The 21186-nt window shown below is 58.4% G+C and carries 13 protein-coding genes and 1 tRNA gene; all 14 read left to right on the top strand.

The genetic code is table 11. The annotated features are described in order from the left end of the window. The first annotated feature begins 12 nt into the window (after positions 1-12). The 14 genes from VGL38_03845 (at position 13) to VGL38_03780 (ending at position 21170) form a co-directional block, all read left to right on the top strand. Positions 13-1998: a M1 family aminopeptidase gene (locus VGL38_03845; GenBank protein HEY3294544.1), complete on the top strand. Its 1986-nt coding sequence runs from the start codon at positions 13-15 to the stop codon at positions 1996-1998. A gap of 21 nt (positions 1999-2019) precedes the next feature. Further along, on the top strand, positions 2020-4797 hold the full coding sequence (gene ppdK / locus VGL38_03840; protein ID HEY3294543.1) for a pyruvate, phosphate dikinase: 2778 nt from the start codon (positions 2020-2022) through the stop codon (positions 4795-4797). 16 nt (positions 4798-4813) lie between these two features. Further along, entirely contained in the window at positions 4814-5431 is a 618-nt protein-coding gene (locus tag VGL38_03835) for a YigZ family protein (protein ID HEY3294542.1), read from the top strand. Then, complete coding sequence (locus VGL38_03830; protein HEY3294541.1) at positions 5428-6669, top strand: hemolysin family protein; 1242 nt, start codon at positions 5428-5430, stop codon at positions 6667-6669. Before VGL38_03835 ends, VGL38_03830 begins: the two co-directional genes overlap by 4 nt. A gap of 47 nt (positions 6670-6716) precedes the next feature. Further along, positions 6717-6790, top strand: a tRNA-Met gene (locus VGL38_03825). 466 nt (positions 6791-7256) lie between these two features. Further along, entirely contained in the window at positions 7257-8864 is a 1608-nt protein-coding gene (locus tag VGL38_03820; protein HEY3294540.1) for a clostripain-related cysteine peptidase, read from the top strand. Between the two features lie 116 nt (positions 8865-8980). Next, positions 8981-11767 carry a TonB-dependent receptor gene (locus VGL38_03815; GenBank protein ID HEY3294539.1) on the top strand — a complete coding sequence of 929 codons (2787 nt, stop codon included), beginning with the start codon at positions 8981-8983 and terminating at the stop codon, positions 11765-11767. Between the two features lie 217 nt (positions 11768-11984). Next, the gene (locus VGL38_03810) at positions 11985-13895 is read left to right on the top strand and encodes a carboxypeptidase-like regulatory domain-containing protein (GenBank protein ID HEY3294538.1); all 1911 of its coding nucleotides are present in this window, start codon (positions 11985-11987) and stop codon (positions 13893-13895) included. Between the two features lie 214 nt (positions 13896-14109). After that, a complete protein-coding gene (locus tag VGL38_03805) occupies positions 14110-14613 on the top strand; it encodes a hypothetical protein (GenBank protein HEY3294537.1) in 504 nt (167 codons plus the stop codon). A gap of 298 nt (positions 14614-14911) precedes the next feature. Further along, positions 14912-16804, top strand: a complete 1893-nt coding sequence (locus tag VGL38_03800) for an alkaline phosphatase (GenBank protein ID HEY3294536.1) — start codon at positions 14912-14914, stop codon at positions 16802-16804. Between the two features lie 272 nt (positions 16805-17076). Next, positions 17077-17817 (top strand): response regulator, encoded by a 741-nt coding sequence (locus VGL38_03795; protein ID HEY3294535.1) that lies wholly within the window; start codon positions 17077-17079, stop codon positions 17815-17817. Positions 17818-17949: 132 nt separating this feature from the next. Next, positions 17950-18660 (top strand): HAD family phosphatase, encoded by a 711-nt coding sequence (locus VGL38_03790; GenBank protein ID HEY3294534.1) that lies wholly within the window; start codon positions 17950-17952, stop codon positions 18658-18660. Between the two features lie 193 nt (positions 18661-18853). After that, positions 18854-18979, top strand: coding sequence for a hypothetical protein (locus tag VGL38_03785; protein ID HEY3294533.1), 126 nt, complete (start codon positions 18854-18856; stop codon positions 18977-18979). A gap of 361 nt (positions 18980-19340) precedes the next feature. Beyond that, complete coding sequence (locus VGL38_03780) at positions 19341-21170, top strand: ATP-binding protein (GenBank protein ID HEY3294532.1); 1830 nt, start codon at positions 19341-19343, stop codon at positions 21168-21170. The last annotated feature ends 16 nt before the right edge of the window (positions 21171-21186 follow it).

The following is a 21186-nucleotide window of genomic DNA, read 5'->3' as shown; positions in this document are numbered from 1 at the left end:
GCTGGGGTGGTTATGTATCTAAAATCACTGATTTTAGCAATTCTGGCCAGTACTCTTGTGTTTGCGGCGCCGCGCCAGACCGGCCCATGGGGAACTCCCACGCCGAATTCCGAGTTGCGCCATAGACTCCACAGCCGCGCCGGGTCACTGGATGATGACAGCCTGCATCGCTATGACATGCTGGAAATCCACCCGACGATGAGCATGAACCCTGACAGTCAAATCTTCCGCTCCTCCGTGATCTACACCGTTCGCGCGAGCCAGATTCCGCTGGACCGGGTGGACTTGCGCTTCACGGAGTCGCTCACCATGGACTCCGTCTGGTCGCTCGGCGAAACAACCGTCACATACACCCGCGACGGTCTCGACAGCCTGCAGATTCTGTTGAGCCCTGCCGTGCCCCTCCATGATACGGTGGAATTCGGTATCGCCTACCACGGGAATCCCGCGATTATCGATTCCTGGGGCGGCTTCCGTTTCGTGCGCGCTCAAGGGGATCGCGGCAATATGGGCTTCAGCATGGGGGACGGTCTCAATCTCGACTTGCCTCCGGCCAACTACAACTGGCTTCCTTCCTATGCCGATCCGACGGACAAGGTTCTGTGGGATGCCGAGACGGAACTGAGCCGTTCGCAAACGGCTACCCAGTTCATGACGGTCGGCATGCCGGTCTCGGTCGACAGTTCCGCATCGCGCACGGTCTGGCATTACCGCCTCGACCAGCCTGTTTCCACCTACCTGTTGGCGATTTCTGCCGGTAACTATCGGACATTTGTGCAGCGAACGGAACACCCGTTGATTATGAACTGGGTCTATCCGAACCACCTTGCCGCGGCGCAGATTGCCTACGCGAATGTTCCCGCCGTACTCGATAGCTTTTCCGCCCGCTTCGGTCCCTATCCGTTCGACCGCTTCGGCTACGCGATGACGCCCATCGGCGACATGGAGCATGCCACCTGTGTCTTCCATGTCGAGAACGCGGTGCAGGCCAATCACACCTACGACTGGCTGCTCTTCCATGAGATGTCTCATCAGTGGTGGGGCGACTGGGTTACTTGCGGCGACTGGCGCGACCTCTGGCTGAACGAAGGCTTCGGCACCTACTGTGAGGCTCTCGGTATGGAAGCCCTCGGCGGCCATGCCGCCTATCAGGACTACGTCGAGACCGATCTCTTCCCTGCGGCACTCACCACCAACGAGAACTTCCCCATCTACAATCCGGATTACTATTGGGGATCGACCGTCTACGAGAAGGGCGCCTGCGTAATGCACATGCTGCGCCAGCTTCTCGGCGATACCGCCTTTTTCGATGCCTGGCGTGAGTATGGTCAGGAACACGCCTTCGGCAACGCCGTGACCGCGGAATGGCAGCTCAAACTTGAAGAGCATTACGGCGGCAGTTTGCAGTGGTTTTTCGATGAGTGGGTGTACACGGGCACGCGCTATCCGCTGTACCATGTACTGATCGATCTCATCGACATTCCTGTCTTTCACATTGCGCAGACACAAACTACGGGCACGCTCTTTCGCATGCCGGTCGATGTACGCGTCTCGTTTGCCAATCGACCGGATTCTGTCTTCACCGTCTGGAATGATGCGACAGCGGATCAGACCTTTGAACTGACCGGCCTCACGGACATTCGCGGTGTCCAGATCGACCCCGGCAATAAGATTCTCAAGCGGGCCACCTACACGTATTTGGGCACCGGTACCCCGCTGTCTCCGGCATTGCCCAAAGAGTTCAGGATCACTTCCGTCTCGCCTAATCCTTTCAATAGCGCGGCCGTTGTCCGCTTTGATCTCCCCAAGTCTGCCACGGTGCGTTTACGGGTCTTCGACCTTCTGGGGCGCGAGCAAACCACCCGCGATCTGGGATCGCTTCCCGCCGGCACGCATCAGGTGGCTTGGGATGGCACGAATGCCGCGTCCGGCGTCTATCTTTTCCGTCTTGAATCCGAACAAGAATGCAGGGTCGCTAAAGCGATTCTTCTCAAATAAACTTTGGAGCACGGTTGTTCTATGACTAAGTACGTTTACACCTTCGGCAACGGCACCGCTGAAGGCAAAGCCGACATGAAAGCCCTGCTGGGTGGCAAGGGAGCCAACCTCGCCGAAATGAATCTCCTCGGCATCCCTGTCCCGCCCGGCTTTACCTGTTCTACTGAGGTTTGCACCTACTTTTACGAGCACGGGCGGCAATATCCCGAGACGCTCAAGAGTGAAGTAGACAAGGCGATTCACTACATCGAATCTCTCACCGGCGCTAAGTTCGGTGATCCTTCCAATCCGCTGCTCGTCTCCGTCCGCAGCGGCGCTCGCGCGTCGATGCCCGGCATGATGGACACGATTTTGAACCTTGGTCTGAATGACAAGACGGTGGAAGGCCTGATCGCCCGCAGCGGCGACGCGCGTTTCGCCTATGATTCCTACCGCCGCTTTGTCGCCATGTACGGTGACGTCGTGCTCGAACTGAAGCCCGAGACCAAGGAGGAGGAAGACCCGTTCGAAGTCATGCTCGCCGCCAAGAAGAAGCAGGCCGGCGTGAAACTTGATACCGATCTTTCCGCTGCGCAGCTCAAGGAATTGGTTGCCGAGTTCAAGAAGATTATCAAAGAGCGCAAGGGCGTGGACTTCCCCGAAGATCCTTATGATCAGCTCTGGGGAGCGGTCGGCGCCGTGTTCGGCTCCTGGATGAACGAGCGCGCTATTGTCTATCGCCGCCTGAACAAGATTCCGGAATCGTGGGGCACCGCCGTCAACGTGCAGGCCATGGTGTTCGGTAACCTCGGTGACAATTGCGCCACCGGCGTCGCCTTCACGCGCGATCCCGCCACCGGCGAAAAGGCGTTCTACGGCGAATTCCTGGTGAATGCGCAGGGCGAAGACGTCGTCGCCGGAACGCGTACGCCGCAGCAGGTGACGCTCAAGGGTTCGCAGACATGGTCACAAAACCACAGCGTCCCCGAAGCCGACCGTGCCGCCAAGTTTCCGTCGCTCGAAGAGAAGATGCCTGCCGCCTGCAAGGAGCTGATCTCGATTACCGACCGTCTCGAGCAGCACTACCGCGACATGATGGACATCGAGTTCACCATTCAGAACGGCAAGCTCTGGATGCTCCAGTGCCGCGTCGGCAAGCGTACCGGTCTGGCCGCCATTCGCATGGCGGTGGAAATGGTCGCCGAAGGTCTGATCACCAAGGAAGACGCCATCGAACGTGTCGAGCCTTTGATGCTCAATCAATTGCTGCGTCCGATCTTTGATCCGAAGGTTATCAAGAGTGCCAAGCCCATTGCCAAGGGCCTCAATGCCGGTCCCGGCGCGGCTACCGGTCGCGTGGTCTTCCATGCCAGCGACGCCGAAGCATGGGCGCAGAAGGGCGAGCAGGTCATCCTGGTTCGCATCGAAACCTCGCCCGAAGATATCCGCGGTATGGACGCGGCGCAGGGTATTCTCACCCAGCGTGGCGGCATGACCTCCCACGCCGCTCTCGTTGCCCGTCAGATGGGCAAGGTGTGCGTCGCGGGGTGCGATACTCTGGAAATTGACTACGGCAAGCATGAGATGGCCGTCAAGGGCAAGGTCGTCAAGGAAGGCGATTGGATCTCCCTGAACGGTTCCACCGGCGATGTCTACGCCGAGCGCATTCCCACCAAGCCGTCGGAAGTGCTGCAGGTGCTCCTCGAGAAGACTCTCGATCCCAAGGACGCGCCTGATTATCAGCTTTACAACAGCCTGCTCTCGTGGGCCGACGAATATCGCCGTCTGAAAGTGCGCACCAACGCCGATCAGCCGGATCAGTCGAAGAACGCCGTCGCCTTCGGCGCGCAGGGCATCGGTCTCTGCCGTACCGAGCACATGTTCTTTGAAGGCGACCGCATTGACTCGGTTCGCCAGATGATTATCGCCGACACCCTGGCCGAGCGCAAGTCCGCGTTGGCCAAGCTGCTGCCCATGCAGCGCAAGGACTTTGAAGGCATCTTTACCGAGATGGCCGGACGTCCCGTTACGGTTCGTCTGCTCGATCCGCCGCTCCATGAGTTCCTGCCTCACGGGGAGAAGGCCGTTGCCGATCTTTCCAAGAAGCTGAACGTTCCCGCCGAGAAGATCAACGCCAAGGTCGCCTTCCTTGCCGAAGCCAACCCTATGCTCGGTCATCGCGGCTGCCGTTTGGGCATTGTCTTCCCGGAAATCACCGAAATGCAGGCTCGCGCCATCTTCGAAGCCGCCGTGGCCGTGAAGAAGGCTGGCATCGAGGTCAATCCCGAAGTCATGATTCCGCTGATCATGACTCTCGAAGAGTTCCATATGCAGGCGGAAATTATCCGCCGCGTGGCCACGGAGGTCATGAAGGAATCCGGCGTCAAGTTCGACTACCTTGTCGGTACAATGATCGAGTTGCCGCGCGCCGCCCTCATGGCAAACGAGATCGCCAAGGAGGCCGAGTTCTTCAGCTTCGGCACCAATGACCTCACGCAGACGACGATGGGCCTGTCCCGCGACGATGCCGGCAAGTTCCTCCCGTTCTACGTGGGCCACAAGATCCTGCCGGACGATCCGTTCGAGTCGCTGGATACCGCCGGTGTGGGACAGCTCGTCCGCATGGGCACCGAGCGTGGCCGCGCCACCCGCCCGACACTCAAGGTCGGTATTTGCGGCGAGCACGGTGGCGATCCGTCTTCCGTGTACTTCTTCAATGACGTCGGTCTCGATTACGTTTCGTGCAGCCCGTTCCGCGTTCCCGTGGCCCGTCTGGCGGCGGCGCAGGCAGCGCTTCGCGCAAAGAAGAAGCAAAATTAGGGATGCGTAACCGCGCATGTCCGCGGAAGACTATCTGACATTAGCCGGGCCTGGTCACGCGCAAACACGCGTGCTGGGCTCGCGCTTTTTGGGCACGGCCACTCCTGTTCAATCTGAGCAGGAGGTGGCCGCGCTGCTGGACGCCGAGCGCAAGCGGTACTACGATGCCACGCACTGGTGTTTCGCCTATCGTCTCGGTCGCGACCGGCATCTGATCGAAAAACCGGGCGACGCCGGCGAGCCTCGTGGCACCGCCGGCCCGCCCATCCTGCGGGAAATTCAGAAGCGCGATCTTACCTCGAGTCTGGTGATCGTTACTCGCTACTTTGGCGGCACCAAGCTTGGCACCGGTGGGCTTGCCCGCGCTTATGGTGACTGTGCCGCACAATGCCTGGACGCCGCGCCTGTCCTGCGCGTGCCGATTCTTTCCCGCTGCCGCGTCGAATGCTCCTATGATCTTCAAAATGCCGTGTACACCATAGCCCGCCGTCATAACGCCGCCGTAGAACTGCAGCCTTCGTCCGCAGGTGCCTGCTTTCTGCTGTCGATTTCGCCGGATGCCATGCCCGCGCTGATCGCCGCGCTGATCGATGCCGGCAGCGGCCGCATGCTGGTGCAGGAGATCTCCGAGTGAAGCTGCTTCTGCTGCTTCTGCTGATCTTCATCAGCGGCGCCTACTTCTCGGCGATGGAAACCGCCTACACGGCCTTCGACCGCATTCTGACCTTTGGCTGGATGCGGGCGCGGCGCTTCGGCGCTCGCACGGTGCATTTTCTTTCGGCTCATCCCCAACGGTTTTTGGGTACCACGCTCATCGGCAATAATGTTACCAATGTCGCCTATTCGTCGCTGCTGGTGGTGCTGGCCAAAGCGGCGGGAATCGGCGACTTCTGGCTGCTGACTCTTTCGCCGCTGGCCGTGCTGGTCTTCTCTGAATTGCTTCCCAAGACGGTCGGCTATGCCTTGGCCAACCGCATTGTGCGCCGCTGGTCTTTTCCCATGCTCGCCTGCTACTACCTGTTTACCCCAATTCGCTGGCTGCTCTGGCCGATGACCCGTCTTCTCACGAGCAGCGCACAGCCTGTGGATCAGCTCGTCAGCGGGGAACCTCTGGCGATGCGCCGTGAACTGGATATGGTCTTGGTTGGAGCGGAGGCGGAGGGAGCCGTCTCGCCGGAGGAAGGAGAACTTCTGGAGCGCTTTCTGGATGCGCGGGAACTCAAGGTCCGGCAGATCATGACTCCCCGCACGCAGATGGTCGCGGTCTCGCTGCATATGACTCCTGCGGAAGTGCGCGATGTCTTTCGCCGCAGCCGTTACAATATCCTTCCCGTCTACGACGGTGACTTGGATCATATCGTCGGCTTCATCAGTGCCCGTGATTTCCTCGCGGACCTTGGCTCCTTGCGGGATGTGCTTCGTCCGCTGCATGCGGTTCCCGAGTCCAAGCGGATTGTGGATCTCTTGCAGGAATTCAAAGTTCAACGGAGGCGGGTGGCGCTGGTGGTCGATGAGTACGGCGGTACAGACGGCCTGGTGACACTCGCCGATATCTTCGCGGAGTTGGTTGGCCCTGTAGGCGAGCGTTTCGATCCGGATCAGGCTGTGATTAAGCGGGTCGCTCCCGGCAAGTTTCTGGTCAGCGGCTCGGCTTTCCTTGAGGACATCGAGCAGGTTACCGGTTGGCCTCCTCCCGAGGGGGAATATAACACGTTGTCCGGACTGTTGGCAGATCGCTTGGGCAGAATCCCGAATGCCGGTGAAGACGTTGATATTGATGGAGTTGCCGTGAGGGTATTGCAGCGCACTCCGCGTCGGGTAGAAGGCTGCCTGCTCAAGCTACCTCTTTCTGCGCCAGAAGATGAAGATTGAACGGCTTGACAAATCCTGTCAACATCCGTATATTGGGTTTCTATTATTGCGGGGTGGAGCAGCCCGGTAGCTCGTTGGGCTCATAACCCAAAGGTCGTAGGTTCAAATCCTACCCCCGCTACAACGATAAGTTCAGTCCTCGCGGCGCTTTGCCGTGAGGACTTTGCTTTTTTAGCCCATCCTTCGGCATTCGTAAGCCGAATGTTTTGCCGCTGAATGTCGCAGGAATCGGCTCGATAATAAGAAAATTGCAAGCCCGCTGTAATACATCCCGAACCCAACGGTCCCGATCTCTGGCGGCCCTCTCCACCCTTTCTACCAAATCTTGCGTGTCCGGCGTGCATGAACAAGGGCCCTTCCAGATCGTCAAAGTGAGTGTGTAGGATGCCCGAGAAGGGTAGAGTAGCCAAGAAGCGTAGAAAGCCCCGGTGTCCCACCGGGGCTTTCTGCGTTGAGTGAGTTGGCTGTCAGAGTCTCGCCGAAACAATCCCGTAACATTCTGTTGACGGCACAGAAACATCGGCTTCGTAGTATAGGGTGCTAAGAAATTGCACCAGCAACTACAAAATTCGCGGAGCAAGTGGTAGATGAATTACAGTCACTTACGGTTCTTTACCGTGATCGTCGCGGCGGCAATCTTGTCTTCGTGCTCGATGGACCATCGAGGCACGGATCATGCCGCCATCACGAATCCGCCGGAGGAGACCAGTGCCGAGTGGACCATCCTGTATTACGGTGCGGGCAACTACGCCGGAGACATGCTGTCTAATGGTCAGTCGCAGGCCATTGCCACCGTACATGGGCTTCAAGATGTGTATACGACCGACAAGGTGCATGCGGTGGCCTTGGTAGGAACCGCCGCCGACAATGGCGTCTGCCGCTTTTATGACATCCGCTTTCAACCGGGCGAGGCGGGAAACCGCATCAGCTCCATCGGGAAAGCCTGGGGACAGCAGGATATGTCCTCGCCCCAGCTTCTTAAGCAATTCGTGGACTCTGCCGTCGCTTTGTATCCAGCGCGGCACTACGCGCTGATCATCGGCGGTGAAGGGGAAGCGTGGCGTGGCGCATGCCGGGACGATGTGAGCGGCGGGCGTATCATGCCGATCCCTGCCATGTCTCAAACGCTCGACGCATCCACGGGCCACAATGGGCTGCCGGTGCACTTCGATCTGCTGCTCTGGCTGACTCCCGGTATGAGCACCATGGAAGTCGCCTATGAGATGAGCGGCAAAGTAGACTACATGGTAGCGACCTCGTCTGTTCTGCCGCAACCGGGTTTCCTGGCCTCGGAGCAATGGCTGCTGGATTTGGCCACAAATCCGGGGATGGACGCCGAACGGTTGGGCCGGTTCATGGTGGCTCGTATGGCCACACGGGCGCAGACTTCCGGGGATACCCTTGCCATCTTTGACCTGCTGGACCTCCGTTCCGTAGAGTCGCTGGCACGTGACGTGAACAATATGGCCGATTCGATCCGCGTTGTCCTGCACAATCATTCCTCGCAAATCCTCCAGATCTGGCAATCGCTGTGGGACCTGCAGGTCAGTGACTCCGCAACGGTTGATCTTCCCGCCTTTGTCGGTTCAATTCGGGCCGATTCCACTTTCTATGCCGTCGAGGGCATCCGCCAGACGGCAGATCGTGTTCAGTCTGCTCTGGATCACATGGTAATTGAAACGCGAGGCACCCGGCCAGGCAGCATGCGGAAGGGGATGACCATCTACTCGCCCATGACTCCGTCTCCCGCCGATCTGGAAATCTACCACACGCTGCGCATGTCCCAGGAAGAGCCCGGCTGGGTAGGGCTGTTAGTGGCTATGCAGGAGTCCGGTTCGGCGCTGGTGCAGGTCCACGGATCTGTGACTTGGGCGGGGCACACGCTGCAAAACCTGTATGTGTTTCTGAACACGGCACAGGTGGGAACACCCGCCATTTCGCTGACGGCTTCAGCGCCCCTGACCACCATCATCACGCCGGATAACGCCGGGTTCCAGACGTCCTTTGCGCTGGAGGGCGATTCCACCGCGGCGTACATTGGAGTCTTTCAGGATCTGGATAACAACCGGCAACTCTCCACCGGTGACCGCTACGGCTATTACCACCGTAACTCAGCTCCTCTGCGCGATTGGATGACCATTCGCAGCGGCGATGAGTTGGACAGCATTCAGATTGACCTCACCCGCACGTACTAAGTTTGGTGTTGATTCGCTCACATGAAGCGCCCCGCCGGATCATTCTGCGGGCGCTTTCCTTTCATGGCCGTCTGTGCTTTACGCATGCCTAACCAGAAACTAACGGATCCCTTACTATGCGACTTTTGACGACTGTCTTCTTGATGCTGAGCCTGCTTCTGCTGTGCCATTCGCTCGCAGCCGCTGATTCCACCGGAACGCTGGATGGTCTGGTGGTCGACGGCGAAACGGGGGAAGCGATGATCGGCGTGAGTGTCATGCTGAAGGGCACCGCCATGGGAGCCGCGACGGATCTCGACGGCCACTTCCGCGTCGTAAACGTTCCCGGGGGCAAATACGACGTGGCGGCGACAGCCGTGGGGTACGCAAAGCTCACCGTCGCTGCCGTGCTCATCCAAGGGGGAAAAACCGAAACGTTGAATCTGAAGCTCCGGCCGGAAGCGGTACAGATGAACGAGGTCGTGATCGAAGCCACACAGGTAAACAACACCGAAGCCGCTCTCCTCGGCATCCAGAAGAAAGCGGTGGCCGTATCCGATGGCATCAGCGCGGAGCAGATCAAGAAGTCCGCGGACTCGGACGCGTCTGCCGCCGTCAAGCGCGTGACCGGCGTCACCATCGTCGGTGACAAATATGTTTACGTGCGTGGCATGGGGGAGCGCTACAACAATACCCGTCTTAACGGAACGGCCATCGCCAGCCCCGAGCCGTTAAAGCGCACTGTACCCTTTGACATCATTCCGGCGAATCTGTTGGACAACGTGGTGGTCTCGAAGACGGCAACGCCGGATCAACCGGGCGACTTCGCCGGCGGTTCGGTTCAATTGAACACCCGTGAATTTCCGGAGAAACTGACTCTCTCCGTGAGCGCCACCAGCAGCTACAACACGCAATCTTCCCTCAAGAGTTTCAACACCTATGCCGGCGGCAACAAAGACTGGCTGGCGATGGATGACGGCACACGCTCTATCCCCGGTTATGTGATCCATGGCGGCTGGCTGGGCAACACCGCAAAGGAGCGGCAAGCGGCGCAGAGCTTCAGCAACTACTCCTTCGGTCCCGTAAAGTCCAGTGCTCCGCTCAACGGCTCGCGCAGCCTCGCTTTCGGAAACCAATCCGAAGTGCTGGGAAGGCCGCTGGGCTACCTGATCTCCCTGAACTACGCGAACACCTATTCCCGGCGACAGGGCGAAGCCAACGATTATACCCTCCAGCAGCAGGCCGATGGCAGTACCCGTTATGACGCCCGCCAAAACCTGACCGTAGACCGTTCGATTCATTCCGTGAACTGGGGCGGAATTCTCGACCTGAACACTCGCCTCGGCGGCAATCATAAACTCAGCCTGAAAAGCCTCTATACCCGCAGCGCCGATGATGAAGCCCGTATCGCCGATGGAGTCATTGAAGGCGTTACCTACCGCAATTACCGCCTGACCTGGACGGAGCGCTCGTTGCTGACCAGTCAGCTCAAAGGCGCGCACGAACTTCCCGCGCTCCTTGGCTCACGTTTTGAATGGACCGGCGCCTATTCTCGCGGCGCTTTCGATCAACCCGACCGTCGGGATCTGTCCTATGCCCATTACGAGGGCGACAGCACGTATCAAGCGCAGTTCAACGGAGCCAGTGGCGTACGGCGCTATGCCAAAATGCGCGATAATGTGTACGAGGGCATCGTGGATTGGACCATGCCGCTTTCCATGATCAAGGCTCCCGGTTCAAAGCTGAAATTCGGCGCTTCCTATCGCAAACTGGAGCGTACCTTTCCCACCAATACGTTTTACTTCATGCTGATGACCTCGACCGATCAGCCCCAGATGGACAGGGCACTCCCGCCCGATGCGATTTTCTCGGCAAAGAATCTCCAGAGCAGTTTCCGTCTCGACGTACAACGCAACAACCTCGATTCATACAATGCCGATATGAAAGTGGCCTCTGCCTACGCGATGGGGGACGTGGCGCTCGGCGCTCGCTGGCGGGTGATCGGCGGCGTGCGGGTAGAGGACACCGATCAGCACTACAAGACCTTCCCCTATGCCGGCAGCACCAGCGCCGAGATCAGCGAGGGCGGTCCCAAACACACCGACATTCTGCCCTCGATCAATGTCACGTACAAAGTGAGCGAGAGTCTCAATCTCCGTGCGGCGGGAAGCATGACCATTGCCAATCCCGACTACGCGGAAATCGTGCCTTCCACCGATCAGGAGTATGCCCAGGGCCGGGAGCGGCAGGGCAACCCCAATATCAAGCACTCTAAAATTGCCAACTATGACCTCCGCGCCGATTACTATCCCGGAGTCGGAGAGAACATCTCTGCAGGCCTGTTCTACAAGGACATAAAAGACCCCATCGAATGGGTGCTGACCAATGGAGGCAATTCGCAGCTTGCCACCATCCCCGAGAACTTCGCCAGCGCCCACAATTTCGGCGCAGAAATCGAGTTCCGCAAGACATTGTCCATGCTTGCGCCACGCGCAGGGGAATGGATTTCATTCTTCTCGCTGATCGGCAACGCGACCTTTATCTCTTCCGATGTGGATCTGAACAGCCAGGGACAGAACGTGCTTACCAACAAGCACAGACCGCTGATCGAACAGTCCCGCTATGTCCTTAACGGCAGCGTTGCCTTTGATCAGCCGGTGTGGGGCAGCAGTGTCCGCCTGATGTATAATACCTTTGGTAAGCGCATCAGCGCGGTGGGTGCCCTGGGTCTGGATGATGCCTATGAAATGCCTTTCGCCAAGCTGGACCTGACCGCCAATCAGAGGCTGTCTGCTCACTGGGCGGTCAAGCTTCAGGCAACGAACCTCTTAAACTCCACGGTCGAATTTCGCTCCCGCTCCTACGTGATTCAGAAGTACCGCATTGGCCGCACCTTATCGGCGGGTTTCAGCTACAGCATCTGACTCTGTCGCTTCGAACTTGACAGGCTCGAAACAGTGGCCTAACAGGCTTGTAAAGCATATCAGGTATATTACCGTGTGTCAAATTCGCTGAATGCTCAGGTTCACCGGGCGGTTGCTGTGCAAATGTGGATGAATAATCGAAAGGGAATGCCTCATGGTTTCAAGGAAATGGTTTTACGGTGTGGCGCTTCTGATTTTCTTGTGCGCGTTTGGAAGTATGTCTTTTGGACAGGTCGGCTCACCGCAAGGCCTGGCGGTAAGCTGGGATGGCACAGACATCGTTCTTCGCTGGGAAGCTGTTCCCGGCGCCATCGGCTACAACATCTACAAGGATATCAATCCCAATGTGGATATGAGCTTTCCGTATGATGTATCGGCCACCAATAGCTACACGGATGCCATGCAGAGTGGCGCGAAGTACTTTTACGCTGTAACGGCCAATGTGCCGGCAGGGTGCATCACCGGCACAATCACCGACACCAGCGGCGTTGCCGCGCCGGGCGTGTGGGTTTCCGGCAAATTACAGAGCGACACGACGGTCACCTTCCACGCGCAGACCCTTGCCAACGGGACGTATACCGCGTGCGATTTGACGGTGGGTACGTACAATGTGTACGTCTACCTCGAATACCGCCCCGTGATGCAGTATGAAGTGACGATTCTTGAAGGCCAGCCGGTGACGCTGAATGCCCAGTGGCAGCCCTTTGCCTGGACACAGCATTCCGGCCACATCACCGGCAATGAGCATTGGACGAATAACAACGTCTATCAGCTTACGGCGTACACGTGGGTGGACAGCGGCGCGACCCTGACCATTGATAAGGGCACCACCATTGTCGGCAATTACCCGACGCTGTCCATGCTCGTAATTCGCACCGGCGGCCAGTGCTATATGTACGGCGACAAGTACCTGCCCATCGTCCTCACCAGCAATCGAGCCATCGGCCAGCGCCGCAGCGGCGACTGGGGTGGCGTGACGATCATGGGCCATGCGCACAACAACCGCACCAACGGCGCGGGTTCGTTCCCCGTGGTTCCCAATGGCGAAGGCGACACCGGCCCGGCGGGGCGTCCCGATACGTTGTTCGACAGTGAAAGCAGCGGCGTCTATCGCTATGCGCGCCTCGAGTTCGCGGGTTACCGCTTCAATGACGTCAACGAGTTGAATGGCTGGGCCATGTACGGCGTCGGTCGCGGCACCACCGTTTCTTATGTCGAGTCTACCTGCGGCAAAGACGACCAGATGGAATTCTTCGGCGGCTGCTTCAACGTGGATCACTTTGTGAGCCACAACACCGGCGACGACGGCTTTGACTGGACCGACGGCTGGAATGGCCACGCTCAGTTTGTCGTCATTCAGACTCGTGGTCCCGAGTCCGACCACTGCATCGAAGCCGACAACTACGAAAACGGCTACGATTATCAGCCCCGCTCCAACCCGACTCTGGCCAACTTCACCTTGATCCACGCCAAGGACCTGACCCCCACCGGCAATACCGGCACAGATATGATGCTGCGACGCGGCACGCGCTTCAACATTCACAACTTCATCGTGACTCTCGGCCGCAATGGCGGCGTGGACTTCGATGACAGTTCCACCGCCTGGCAGGCGTCGCAGGACGTGGATGGTCTGTACTATCACCGCATCCCGAACGGCAATTCCGTTTTCGACAACAGTTTCTTCTGGGATAACGGTCCGGCAGCGACGGAAGTCATTGACCCGAGCACTCCGGCAGGCATCGGCGATGGTCACTTCTGGGTGGAAGAGGCGGAATGGGATGAAGCCAACTGCCGCCCCACGCAGCGCATGTGCATCAATAATTCGACTCTTTGCGCGCCCACGGGCTGGACGCAGGATATCACCAACTACCGTGGTTGCGGCTTCGTCGGCACCAACGCCACCAACCGCGTTGCTAACCCGCTGCTGACGAATCCGCGCGGCACGGGCAACGCGTACGATCCGCGCCCGCAGGCCGGTTCGCCCTGCCTGGTCCCGTCCAATGCGGCGGCCCCGGCGACGATGCAGTCCATCGGCCTCCAGTATGTTCCGTATGTTGGCGCCTTCAGCGGCCCCACGGACAACTGGATGGAAGGCTGGACGGCATTTCCTGACTTCTACGAGCAATAATCGGAAGATGATAAGCACCGGGCCGCGTCAAGAGGCATCCGCGAGGTCTTACGCGGCTCCGGTGCAGTGACTTCGTCTCCATCAGACAATGCGCGAGGTAATGAAACGTATGAAGAGAAATCGAAACATGACACAGGTATCTGGAGAGAGCCAAAGGTGTCTCGCGCGTTGTCTGATGGGGATGTGTATCATAATTCTGCTGAGCACTGCGCTGATGTCCACTTCCTGTGCGCCGTCGGGCAGCACGCTCGATGATGGCACAAACCGCATGAGTGCCGACAGCAGTCTTCTTTCCCAAGGCTACCGTTCCCTCAACGATTTGGGGCGTGCCGCCGTTCAGGCACTCAACGACACCAGCGCCGATGAACTGGCGCAGTTAATGGTTACTGAACCGGAATTCCGTGATGTGATCTTCGCGCGCACACCGGACAGCCTGAAGGCGGGCCTGCCGTGGAATGAAGCGTGGCTGATGAATGTCAGTGATTCGCATCTGGCCATCCGCCGCAAATTGGAGTCGTTAGGCGGTCAAAACCTGCGCTTCATCCGTACGTTCGTCGGGGATTCCACCGCGACGACCGTATTTCCCGGCAAAACCACCTACCGCAACGTGATAATTGTGGCCGAGAAACCCGATGACGGTCAGCAGATCCAATTCCGATTCATGAACGTTGTCGCGATGGTCGGAGGCCGCTGCAAGGTGGTCGCGTTTCACAAGTAGAAATGGCCGGACGAGACGGTGTCAGAGGGCGCTCGCCGAGCGGCCCTCTTTTTGTTGGTCGCCGCCGGGAGGCGCGCCTCGTGCGCCGGAGTATGAAATGGGGACGCCCGGCAACGCGAGTGCTTTGCAAACCTGCGATGATACTGGAATTGAAATTCTTCGGCCCCGCCACAGTTAGCAACACGCAACGATGAGATAGCAAGCGCGAAATCTCGTCTCGGTAAATTAGGGCCATGAAGACCGTCGAACATGATGTACCGCACTCAGGTCTGAATGTGAACCTAACTGGAGAAACGTGATGAAAAATTTGTTCCGGATGTTTGTTCTGTCCGTTTTGCTGGGCGGCCTTTTCCTTGCTCCCCATTCAGCGAACGCGGAGGCCATGAAGAATGTAATCCTGATGATTTCCGATGGCTGCGGCGACAACGAAATTCGCGCCACCGATCTGTACTGGGGTGCCGCCCAGACCTATGAGAGCTTCCCCGTCCGCGTGCACATGAGCAACTACTCCTGGAACACGCTGCAAGGCGATCCGGCGGGATACGACGCCGCTCAGGCATGGACAAATTTCAACTACATGCTGCTCCGTCCCACCGACAGCGCTTCTGCCGCTACGGCCATGTCCACCGGCGTCAAGAATCGCGACAACGAAATCAACGTGGATCCTCTTGACCGCCACCGCCTGTTTACCGTCACCGAGCGCGCCAAGCAGCTCGGCAAGAGCGCCGGCGTCATCACCACCGTCGAGTGGAGCCACGCCACACCTGCCGGCTTCGCCGCGCACAATGTCAGCCGCAACAACTATGCGCAGATCGCCGCCGAAATGCTCGATAGCTGCAACCTCGACGTCATCATGGGCGCCGGCCATCCCGACTTCACCGACAACCACACTCCTGCCGCCGCCCACAATTACAGCTTTGTCGGCGGTCAGGCCAAGTGGAACCAACTGGTCAACGGCACCCACCCTCTGGGCTGGAATCTGATCCAGACCCGCGCCGAGTTCCAGGCGCTGCAGAGTGGCCCCACGCCGGAACGCGTGTGCGGTACTTTCCAGTGCGCGACAACCACGCAGCAGGCTCGCATCCCCGCTGAAGGCGCCAACAATCCCGTCGCGCCGTTCACGGTTCCGATGAACGACGTCCCCTCGCTCGCGGAGATGTCCCGCGGCGCCATCAACGTGCTCGACAATAACCCCAACGGCTTCTTTCTGATGATCGAAGGCGGAGCCATTGACTGGGCCGATCACGCAGACCAACATGGCCGTCTGATTGAAGAAGAGACCGATTTCAATAACGCCGTAAACACGGTTATTGCCTGGGTAGAAGCCAACAGCAACTGGAACGAAACCATGCTGATCGTCACCGGCGACCACGAGACCGGCTACCTCTGGGGTCCCAACAGCGGCGCTCCGACCACCTACAACACGTTGGTCGATAACGGTGCGGGCCACGTGCCGGGCATGTGGTTCTACAGCGGCAACCACAGCAATCAGGTGATTCCCCTGTTCGCCAAGGGCGAGGGCAGCCAGTACTTTTCGCAGCTCGCTACGCGCTTCGATTCCCGGCGCGGAGCGTACATGGACAACACCGATATTGCGCGGGTGATCTTCGGCTATTACGACCACGTTCTCGCCGTCGAACTGCAGTCGTATGAAGTCTCCGCGCACGACAACGGTGTGGTGTTGAACTGGGTTACTGCCTCCGAGAGCAAGAATGACCATTTCGAAGTCGTCCGTGACGGTCGAACCGTCGCTACGGTCGCCGGCCTCGGCAATTCCGCCAGCGGCCACAGCTATTCGTGGACGGACCTTGACGTGCAGCAGGGCAATACCTATGGCTACTCGCTGGTCGCGGTGGACGTGAACGGCTCGCGCAACGATTTGGGGACCCGCACGGTAAGCGTCAACGGAACCGGCTCGGCGGTGGTTTCCCGCTACGCGCTCTACCAGAATTTCCCGAACCCCTTTAATCCCACGACGCAGATTGCCTTTGACCTGCCCGAATCCGGCTTCGCGACGCTGAAAGTCTTCAATCCGGCTGGCCAGCAGGTCGCCTCACTTGTCAATGGAAACCTCGCCTTGGGTCACCACACCCTGAGCTTCGACGCCGCCAATTTGCCTTCGGGGATCTACTTCTACAAACTGTCCGCCCCCGGCTTCGAAGCCGCGCGCAAGATGCTGCTCGTCAAGTAAGTATTTCCTTCCTCGGTCGTAACGAAACACTAATTCGTGAACTAATTTTGCCACGCCAGTGTTCAGGCTGGCGACATACCTGGGCGGCCCTATGGCCGCCCTCTTCTTTGGACCGGAAATGGCCGTTGAAATCCGGCTTTACAGAAGATCAACCAAGCGCTGACACGGAGTTCATATTGATATTGTAACTTAACGGCTGGAAGTACAATTCGGCATCCGGACGCCCCGGGTTAAAAGTTATCAGGAATTTACAAACGTCAATGAACATGATTATGCCAGCAACTTCGCCGGTCCCCCAACAGCCACCCAGCAAAGGTAAAATCCTCGTGGTAGACGATGAAGATGATATTCTCGAAGTCATCCGCTACAGCCTTACCCGGGAAGGTTACCTGGTCACCTGCGCAGAAAGCGGGGAGTCGGCCCTTGAGGCCGTGCGCAAGTCCACCCCAGACGTTATCCTCCTCGACCTGATGCTTCCCGGAGTAGATGGCCTCGAAGTCTGCCGCCGCCTGAAGCGCAGCCCCGAGACTGCGGATATTCCGATCATTATGATTACCGCCAAGAGCGAAGATGTGGATATTGTTGTAGGGTTGGAGTGCGGTGCGGACGACTATGTGATTAAGCCGTTCAGCGCGCGGGTTCTGGCCGCACGGATCAAGACCATTCTTCGCAAGCGCCAGACATCGCGCTCGGATCTTGGCAGTGTGCTGAAATTCCGTGACCTGGTCATCTACCCGATCCAGCACGAAGTCAGGGTCAGCTCTGCCACCGTGGATCTGACCGTTACCGAGTTCAAGATTCTGGTGACGCTGGCCCGGCGTCCCGGCTGGGTCTTCACCCGCGACCAACTGGTGGACCTTGCTCGCGGCGATAATTCGTCCGTGACGTTGCGGTCCGTAGACGTCCATATCGTTCGTCTGCGAAATAAGCTTGGAGTCTACGGCGATTGGATCGAAACGGTCCGCACGATGGGCTATCGCTTCCGCCGTGACAACGAAAGCGATGAAGCCTGATCATCGAACGGAAACGTGACCGGCATCTTCCGGTAATATGGGATACGTATATTTGAATCGCAAGACAGAAGATCATTCGCACAGCTCTGAACCGGCACTGCCATAATTCGAAACACACTGGGACTTTCCACTATGATCCCCCTGCACCGTATGGACTATTCGCCGTTCCCGCTCGGAGTCATCTTCGATCTGGATGGTACGCTCATAGACAGTGAAGCGCTACACAAGTCGCTCACTCAAGAAATTGCGCGCTCCCTGAGTTATCGGTTGAGCGATGAAGAATATTATGTGCAACTTGGCGGACTCTGCGATGTGGATGCAATGAAATACCTGCTGACGGCGGCGCGGCGCACGCGCTCCGCCGAAGAGCTGGTCGCGCTGAAACTCGGCCGGTATCTTGCGCACCTTCGGGCCGGCGATGTCAAGGCGATCCCTGCGGTGGTGTCTTACGTGAGGAGCCTCGCGGACCTCGGAGTACAGTTGGCCTTAGCCACGAACGCCTCTCTAACGGAAGCGAATGCGGCGCTTGAATTGCTTGGCCTGTCCGCCATCATCGAGATCCGTGTCAGCATCGAAATGGTGACTCGGGGCAAACCGGCGTCGGATATTCCGTTTTGCGCGGCGCGCCACATGCGACTGCTGCCGTCTCAATGCCTGGTCTATGAGGATTCAGTGCACGGTGTTCAGGCCGCCGTCGACGCCGGAATGGCGGTCGTCGGAATAGGCAGGCATGATCCGTGGCGGCTTCTCGGAGCGGGCGCGATGCGAGTGATGGCGGACTTCTACGGCCATGAACTTCCTGCCCTGCCGCACACACTGACCGGTGAATCTTGCCTGACCTGAGGATGCTCATGTTTCTGCCTCCTGCGCGGTGGCCGGTTCAACTGGAACGGGAGAGATCTGAAAGCAGGCGCACCTTCTGCCAGACTCACGCTCGCGGACAAACATTCACGCGCCATTCTGCCGCGCCGTGTCCGCGCCTCGACGTAATGACCATCTATGGTTGCAGACCAAACGAAGAAAGGATGATCACAGCATGACCTGGAACATCGGCACGGTGTGCCGCGTAATCGCACGACTCATACGGGGTACGGTCCGCGTGGCCTTCCGCCGCCGTAGCACATGGCCGGACTCCTCGGCAGCCACGACTCTCTTCATTTAGCTGCGGCGCATTGAATTCAGGAGCAGCGCGATTGCACGGCCTGGGCGTTCTGGGTTTGGGACTCATGGGCGGCAAGCTCGGAACAATCTTCGCCTGCCGGACGTGAGGTGGTATTCAGCTACTTGGGCCGGTTGCCAGCCAATGGTCGGTAGTAATTCGACCGGTAGTCCCCTTCCCTAAGCCCTCCTCCAGTCTTGAGTGAGTGATTGTATTTCAAAATTCAATCCCCGGCTTTTCAGCCATTGAAATCTGAAACGCCCTCCCCACTGTGGGAGGGCGTTGTTGTGGGCGTAACTCTATGATTTGGAAGCAAGAGCAAGTACGGCTAATCCTTGGCATACCATTCGCCATATAGCACGGCATGTTTACACTCAAAAACAAACTCATCGCCGGCTTCGCCGGCCTGCTCGCAGTGGCGATCATTGTCAGCGTTGTTGGAATGTCGGTCATTAATTCATACAGCGATGCGCTTCAGCGGGTGCTGCGCGAGAACTACCAAAGCATGGTCTATTGTGAAGGGATGCAAGCCGCCCTGAGCAAGATCAATATGGCGCTCCAGGAAACGATCTGGCATGAGCCCGAGAATACTCTGGCAGCCATCCAGACCGAAAGCCGGATCTTTGAGCAGCATCTCACACGTGAACGCAGCAACATCACCTTGCTGGGCGAGGCGGACTCTGTGCGCGCTCTCACCACCGCGTGGCAGCAACTCACGGACGGCTATCCGGCACTCTACCGAATCGCTTCACCTGAGTCGGCGCGCCGCGCCGTTTATTCGGACCAGTTGCAGCCGCTGGTGTCCCGGATTCATGACCTTTCGCAGCACATCAGCGACATGAATCTCGGCAACATGGTTGCGGTAGACGGCCAAGCACAGGTGCAGGCGGAGGAGGGGAAGCGGATCACGTATGCCCTGATTGCCGCCGGAATGCTGCTTGCTCTGGGTCTGCTCTATGTCACGGGACGCTCCGTTTTGCAACCGTTGAGCACCTTGACGCGCTCCATCCGCGAGGTGCAGCAGGGAAACCTGAACTTGGTGCTGCACCACCAGCATCGAGATGAAGTCGGGCAGCTCATTGGAGCCTTCAATGATATGGCTGCTCAACTCCGGGCGCTGAAGCTCGGCGAACAAGCGAAGCTTACCCGCAGCCAGCAAAGCGCTCAGCTTGTACTGGATAACCTGCCGGACGCGGTCGTGGTCATGGCTCCCGATGCCACTGTTGAACTGGTCAATGACGCCGCGCGCAAAATTCTCGGCGTCTATCCCGGCGGTACCATCTATTCGACGTCCGCGCCGTGGGTAAGATCCCTCAACTTGAATCCACCGCGGGGGCAATCCGCGTCCGACATGTCATCGCCCAAGATCAAACAGGCATTTGTGGACGGCAAAGAGCGTTTCTTCCTGCCGCGTGTGGTTCCGATTCAAGCGGAAAGCAAGGAACTGGTTGGTCTGATTGTCATGTTTATCGACGTCACCCGGCTGCGGCGGGTTTCTGAGATGGAAAACGACATGGTTTCCACGGTATCTCATGAACTGAAAACCCCGCTCACGTCCGTTCGTATGGCGCTTCACCTGTTGTCTGACGAACGCGTCGGCGGTTTGAATCCCCGGCAATCCGAGCTTGTCACTACAGCCAGAGAAGATGCCGAACGGCTGTTTTCCATCGTGAATGATCTGCTGGACGTTGCCCGCTATGAATCCGGCGAGGCGACGATCGATTTGAAACCTGTTCCTGCGCAGCAGCTCGTGGATCGCGCCGTAGAACGGTCACGGACGGTCTATCAACAGGCGGGCGTGACTTTGCACACGGAAACACCGCCGGATCTGCCACATGTGCTGGCAAATGACCAGCGAATCGCGCTTGTCTTCAGTAATCTGCTGTCGAATGCGCTCCGCTTCAGCGCCCCGGGCGGCAATGTGGAGCTGGCGGCCTCTGCGGACGAAGGAGTCGTAACGTTTGCGGTGCAAGATCACGGTTCCGGCATTCCCAAGGAGGACCTGCCGCGGGTGTTCGACCGCTTCTACCGGGGCAAGGACACTGCCGGCTCGGAGGGAGCAGGCCTTGGCCTTACCATCGCCCGCGAAATCGTCGAAGCTCACGGAGGACAAATTCGAGTGGAGAGCCAGATCGGCAAGGGAACCACCTTCATGTTCACCCTTCGCTGTTCGGAAACCGGAGGCCTGCAGTGATCGGCGACCTGTTCTT

The organism is bacterium (genome assembly GCA_036504735.1).
Classification (GTDB): Bacteria; Electryoneota; RPQS01; order RPQS01; family RPQS01; genus DASXUQ01.
This window is presented reverse-complemented; position numbering and strand designations above follow the sequence as displayed.